General features: G+C 71.9%; 5 protein-coding genes. 3 read left to right on the plus strand and 2 right to left on the minus strand.

From position 1 onward, the window contains the following. Positions 1-256: 256 nt before the first annotated feature. Entirely contained in the window at positions 257-2,098 is a 1,842-nt protein-coding gene (locus tag ACW69E_RS25980) for a glycoside hydrolase family 3 protein (RefSeq protein WP_457500726.1), read from the plus strand. A gap of 34 nt (positions 2,099-2,132) precedes the next feature. Here the strand turns inward: ACW69E_RS25980 and ACW69E_RS25985 are convergent, their stop codons facing one another. Together ACW69E_RS25985 and ACW69E_RS25990 are read right to left on the minus strand one after the other, a co-directional pair. Beyond that, complete coding sequence (locus ACW69E_RS25985) at positions 2,133-2,921, minus strand: LuxR C-terminal-related transcriptional regulator (RefSeq protein ID WP_457500727.1); 789 nt, start codon at positions 2,919-2,921, stop codon at positions 2,133-2,135. 711 nt (positions 2,922-3,632) lie between these two features. Further along, complete coding sequence (locus ACW69E_RS25990; protein ID WP_457500728.1) at positions 3,633-4,970, minus strand: aminotransferase-like domain-containing protein; 1,338 nt, start codon at positions 4,968-4,970, stop codon at positions 3,633-3,635. Between the two features lie 195 nt (positions 4,971-5,165). On the opposite strand from ACW69E_RS25990, the gene ACW69E_RS25995 reads away from it, so the two are divergent. Together ACW69E_RS25995 and ACW69E_RS26000 are read left to right on the plus strand one after the other, a co-directional pair. Further along, positions 5,166-5,726 carry a hypothetical protein gene (locus ACW69E_RS25995; protein WP_457500729.1) on the plus strand — a complete coding sequence of 187 codons (561 nt, stop codon included), beginning with the start codon at positions 5,166-5,168 and terminating at the stop codon, positions 5,724-5,726. Next, on the plus strand, positions 5,719-6,366 hold the full coding sequence (locus ACW69E_RS26000; protein WP_457500730.1) for a LysE family translocator: 648 nt from the start codon (positions 5,719-5,721) through the stop codon (positions 6,364-6,366). The genes ACW69E_RS25995 and ACW69E_RS26000 overlap by 8 nt, the downstream gene beginning before the upstream one ends. Positions 6,367-6,375: the final 9 nt, after the last annotated feature.

Here is a 6,375-nt window from a genome sequence, read left to right on the forward strand (position 1 = left end):
CCCGACCCCCGGCCCGCCTCCCCCCGCCCCACCTCCCGAAGCCGTCCCCCGTCCCGGCCCCCGAGTTCCCCGCGCCGCCCTCCGCGCCCCCGCCAATGGCCCGACCACTGACAGTCCCGCATCCCTCTGGCCCTGGGCCCGGCGCGCTGGAACGATGTGGCCGCCACCGCCCCGGCGCCCACCCCCACATGCCTTCCCCTCCGCACGCGCACCACCGGCCCCACCCGCTCCGTCCGCCCATGTGAGGAGAGACCCGATGCAGCAGCCCGCGACTCCCAGCCGCAGACAAGCCCTCGCCACCGGCCTGTTCGGTGTCACCGCGGCGCTGACCGCCTCCGCCGCCCTCTCCTCCCCGGCGAACGCGGCCGCCGGACAGGCCGCCGCCTCCGGCGGTGACCACGCGCGCGCCAGAGCCAGGGCCCGGGCGCTGGTGCGCCGCATGTCCCTGGAGGACAAGATCGGGCAACTCTTCGTCGTCGAGGTCTACGGACAGTCCGCCGACACCGCGTCCGCGGGCAACCGCACCCTGTACGGCGTGGACACCCCCGCCGAGGTCATCGCCAAGTACCGGCCGGGCGGGGTCATCTACTTCGACGCCCGCCGCGGCCCCGACAACGTCCGCGACCCGCTCCAGACCACCCGTCTGTCCAACGGCCTCCAGCACGCCGCGCGCGGCGCGGGCGCCCGCGTACCGCTGCTGGTCTCCATCGACCAGGAAGGCGGCAGCGTCGTCTACCGCCTCACCGACCCCGCCACCCTCCTGCCCGGGAACATGGCGCTGGCGGCGGGCCGGTCCACCTCCGACACCCGGCGCTCGGCCGAGATCATCGGCCTGGAGCTGGCGGCGATGGGCGTCAACCAGAACTACGCCCCCGTCGCCGACGTCAACGTCAACCCCGAGAACCCGGTCATCGGTGTCCGCTCCTTCGGCTCCGACCCCTCCCTGTGCGCCTCCCTGGTCGACGCCTCCGTGAGCGGCTACCACCGCGGCCGGGTCGCCTCCGCCGCCAAGCACTTCCCCGGGCACGGCGACACCGACACCGACAGCCACACCGGCCTCCCGCGGATCGACCACACCCGCGAGGAACTGGAGGACATCGACCTGCCGCCCTTCCGGGCCGCCATCGCACGCGGCGTCGACACGATCATGACGGCCCACATCGTCGTCCCGGCCCTGGACCCGTCGGGCGTCCCGGCCACCATGTCGCGGCCGATCATCACCGGGCTGCTGCGCGAGGAGCTGGGCTTCGAGGGCCTGATCGTCACCGACGCCCTGGACATGCAGGGCGCCTCGGGCCAGTTCCCGCCGGACGTGGCACCGGTCCAGGCCCTCATGGCCGGCTGCGACCAGCTCGTCCTGGCGCCGAAGCTCGACACCGCCTACGACGCCGTCCTGGAGGCCGTACGCGGCGGGCGGATCCCCGTCTCCCGTCTGGACGCATCCGTGGAGCGGATCCTGGCGCACAAGCTCCGCCGGGACCTCTTCCGGCACCCGTACGTGGACGAGCAGCACGCCGTGCGCACCGTCGGCTCCGAACGCCACAGGGCCGACGCCCAGGCCATCACCGACCGCACCGTCACCCTGGTCAGGAACGAGGGCTCCCTCCTCCCCCTCTCCTCCGGCGCCCGCTCCGTCCTGGTCACCGGCTGGGGGGTGGGCACCACCCGGGCCCTCGCCGACGCCGTCGCCGAGCGGCCCGGCCAGAGCGCCACCGTCCTGGAGACGGGCGCGATCCCCTCTGCGGACCGCATCACCGAGGCGGCCGGGGCGGCGGCGGGCCACGGCCTGGTGATCGTCTCCGTCAACGCGGCCGCGGCGGGCTCGGAGAAGGGCACCGCCCAGGCGAGACTGGTCCAGGCCCTGATGGACACCGGCACACCCGTCGTCGCCGTCGCCGTCCGCAACCCGTACGACATCCGCCGCTTCCCCGGCGTCCCCGCCTACCTGGCCACCTACTCCTACGGCGCCCCCTCCCTCCGGGCCGCCGTCCGCACCGTCTACGGCGACCTCTCCCCCGCCGGCAGGCTCCCGGTCGCCGTCCCGGACGCCGGCTCCACCGGCACCCTCTACCCCTTCGGACACGGCCTGACGTACTGATCCGCAGGCGGCCGGGCACCCCGGGGCGGTACCACTAGGGCGTCGCCGGGGTCCCGGCGGAGGTGTTCCCGGCTTCGAGGAGCCGCCGCTGGGAGACGAGGTAGCCCAGTTCCGCCCGGCTTCGGCTGCCCAGCGCCTCGGAGATCTTCTTGATGTGCGTGGAGACGGTGCGGGCGCTCACACCCAGGCGGGCCGCGATGCTCTCGTCCGTGTGCCCGGTCACGACCATGCGGAGCACGGTCCTGCGGACGGAGTCGGTGAGCAGGTCGGGGCGGTGCCGGTCCATGGAGATGGACACGGGTTCCGCGCGCTCCCACATGTGCTCGAACACCTTGGTGAGGAAGTCGATGGCGCCGGGGTGGCGGATGGCCAGCGCGGCGTTCCTCCGTTCCGGGGCGCCGGGGATGAAGGCGACCGTGCGATCGCAGATGATGACACGCTCGAAGATCTCGTCCAGCGTACGGACCTGGGCTCCTTCGGCCAGGACCCGTTCGATGTACGCCAGGGTGGGCCGGTGCGAGCGCACGCTGTGCTGGTAGAGCGTGCGCTGCCGCAGGCCCCGCCGTACCAGGGCCAGGTCGCGGGGCAGCGCTTCGGCGAGCAGCGCGGGGGGCCGGCCGCCACCCGGCTGCGCGGTCAGCAGTTCCTCCCTGCACGACTCCACCGCCAGCCTCAGCGCCTCCCCGATCACCTTCTCGCCTTTCAGCGATTCGATGGAGGGTTCCGCCTGCCGCTGGGTGTCCCGGTAGACGATTTCCGCGGCGAGGAAAGAGGAACGCAGAGCCGCCAGGATTCCCTCGTACTGCTCTATTTCTCGCTCCACCGAACGGACCACTTCCGATTCCGCGACTCTCGGGGGAACGGGGACGAACGAGTTCTCCCTGCCCGGCAGCGGCCTCAGAAGGCCGCACTCGACGAGGCATTCGGGCACGCCGCCTGATACGGTCCCCGCCTCCAGTGCCTCGCGGTACAGCTGCAGCCCCTCGTCGCACACGCGCACCTCTCGAGGAGATGCACCCATTTCAGGATAACGACACATCTGCCCGTCCTTCGTGTTGCCGCTTTGCGCGATTACGACGCCAAGCAGGCTGGCATCGCCCGGGGAATATGCACAGGATTGACATGCCGCCACACAAAGAGGCCGGACGAATAAATATGGCGCTTTCTCGCATCTGGACCGCGAGGCCGGCATCCGGCTGCCTTTGTGAACAGGAACCGAGTTCCGCCAAACGTGGGAAAAATCACATCGATGAGGTGTCGATATGTCTCGGACCGTCAGCTTTTCCCGCACTTTTATTTCGGTTTCATCCCCCTGCGCCCGGGATTCACTCCTCGATTCGGCATGGGGCTGCTGCATCGAAACAGCGGGTTCCGCAATCCGATATCAGGTCCTTTTCCTGCGGAATCCGCCCGGACACTGAGCCGAAACCGGAGGGTTTCCGGGTCGCCGCTCAGCCGCCCGCCGTCCGTGCCGCGAGCCCCGTCCGGAAGGCCATCCGACGGCTCCTCCGGCTCCGCTCCGCACGTCCCGCCCTCAGTCGGCGGCGAGGTCGGCCGGAGCCGACCGGGCGAGATCGGCCAGGGTGGCCAGGGCCCGGGAGAGGGTGTCGGGGGCGGGCGAGGCCAGGCCCAGGCGGACCGCGTCGGGAATCCGGTGACGGCCGACGGAGAACGCCGCGGCCGGTGTGACCCCGATGCCGTGCCGCGCGGCGGCGGCGACGAAGGTGTCGGCACGCCAGGCCGGGGGCAGCTCCCACCAGCGGTAGTACGAGCAGGGGGCGCCCCGCGTCACGAAGTCGCCCAGGTGGCGCCGGGCGATCTCCTGCCGCACCCCGGCCTCCCGCTGCTTGGCCCGCACGACCGCCCGCACCGTGCCGTCCGCCTGCCACTGGGACATCGCCTCCAGTGCGAATCGCATCGGGGTCCAGCCTCCCGAGCGCAGCGACACGGAGACGCGGTTCGCGACGGACGCGGGGGCCACCACGATCCCGAGGGACAGCCCCGGCGAGAGCCGCTTGGAGAGGCTGTCGACGACGATCGTCCATTCGGGCGCGCGGGACGCCAGAGGCGGCAGGTCGTCCCGGAGGAAGGACCACACGGCGTCCTCGATCGCATGGATCCTGAGCCTCGCCAGGGTGTCCGCCAGCCGCTCCAGCCGCTCCGCGGGCATGGTGAGCGACAGCGGGTTGTGCAGGACCGGCTGGACGTAGACCGCGTGCAGCGGCCCGGCCTCGTGGGCCTCCTCGACGGCTTCGGGGACCAGCCCCGCGTCGTCCACGGCCAGCGGCACGAGGGTGATGCCGAACCGGGCGGCGATCGCCTTGACCGCCGGGTAGGTCAGTTCCTCCACGCCCAGCCGGGCACCCGGCCGGACCAGCGCCGCGACGACGGCCGAGACCGCCTGCCGGCCGCTCCCGGCGAACAGCACTCTCGCGGGGTCGGGGCGCCAGCCGCCGCGCGTCAGCAGATCGGCGGCGGCCTCGCGCGTGGCGGGGCCGCCGTCCGGACCGGCCGGCCGCAGCGCGGGCCCCAGGACGTCGGGACGCAGCAGCCTGCCGAGTCCGGCGGAGAGCAACCCGGCCTGCCCGGGCACCACCGGGTGGGTGAGCTCCAGGTCGACCCGGCCGCCCGCGGGCTCGGGCGGGGAAGAGGGGACCACGCCGGGGGCGGCGCGCACGAAGGTGCCGCGGCCCACCTCTCCGACGGTAAGGCCCCGGCGGGCGAGTTCCCGGTAGACGCGGGTGGCCGTGGAACCGGCGATGCCGTGCCGCCGGGCGAAGTCGCGCTGCGGGGGAAGCCGGTCTCCTGCCCTGAGGCGGCCCGACCTGATCTCCTCGGCGACCGCGTCGGCGACGCTCCTGTAGTCCTTCACGGCATCCTCCCCCCCGGTGTACCGGCATCCAAACACAGTATTACACCGAGGGCAATGCTCCACATTGATCGGACCATGAATCCGCCATACACTCGCTATCGCACCGAGCAGTGGACGCAGGACGATTCGGGCGCACTGGTCGGACAGCCGACAGACAGCCGCAGGACACACCACCAGGAAGGTGGCCGCAGCCCGGTGAACACCACGGCACACACACTGCTGGACCGTCCCCCGCTCCCGTTACCCCGGTGCGGCCGATGCGCCTTCACCTCCCGTCCGTACAGCCGGTGGAAGGCCTCGGACCTGCTCCTGGAGTACGCGGCAGGCTGGCAGCAGGTGCTGGCGGCCCCCGGCACCGCCCGGCGACACGACGGCACGCTCCCCTGGTCGCCACTGGAGCACGGCTGCCATATACGCGACATGTGCATCCTGTTCCACCGGCGGATCGACACGGTCCTCGGGCCCGCCCCGCCGGCCGCACCGGCACCCGGGGGCTCGGAGCCTCCGCCGCGTTACCGGGACGAGGACGCCCGGCGGACATCCGAGGAGCTGGGCCGGGCCGCCGGGGCCCTGGCCGACCGCCTGGCCGTGCTCACCGACGACGACTGGGAGTACGAGGACCCCCGCTTCCCCGCTCCTCGGCCCACCCTGGACCTCCTCACCCGCCATTTCCTCCACGACATCGTCCACAGCCTCTCCGAGGTACTGAACGGAGCCCGCGGGACCGGGGGGGAAGCGGTGGAAAGCCATGGTTGAGGCGAGCGGGGTTCTCGGCGTCGCGATGGTGGCCCTGGGAATGGTGCTCACCCCCGGGCCGAACATGATCTATCTCGTCTCCCGGAGCATCACCCAGGGAAGGCGTGCCGGAGTCGTGTCCCTCGGCGGCGTCGCCGTGGGCTTCCTCGTCTATCTGGTGGCCACCAACCTCGGCCTGTCGGTCGTCTTCATCGCGGTACCCGAGCTGTACACCGCCGTGAAGATAGCCGGCGCGGCCTATCTGGCCTACCTCGCCTGGAGCGCGCTGAAGCCCGGCGGTCTGTCCGTCTTCGCCCCCCAGGAGATTCCGCACGACCCGCCGCGCAGGCTGTTCACGATGGGGCTGATGACGAACCTGCTCAATCCGAAGATCGCCATCATGTACCTCTCGCTCATCCCCCAGTTCGTCGACCCGACGGCGAGCAACGTGCTGCTCCAGGGCATCATGCTCGGCTCCGTCCAGATCGTGGTGGCCCTCACCGTCAACCTGCTCATCGTGCTGGCGGCCGGAACCATCTCCGTCTTCCTCGCCCGCCGCCCCTCCTGGCTGAAGTTCCAGCGCTACCTGATGGGAACGGCCCTCGGTGCGCTTGCCGTCTCGCTGGCCATCGACACCTCGACACCGAGCGGTCCGAGCTGACCTCTCGCC

Source organism: Streptomyces sp. SS8, from assembly GCF_054072955.1.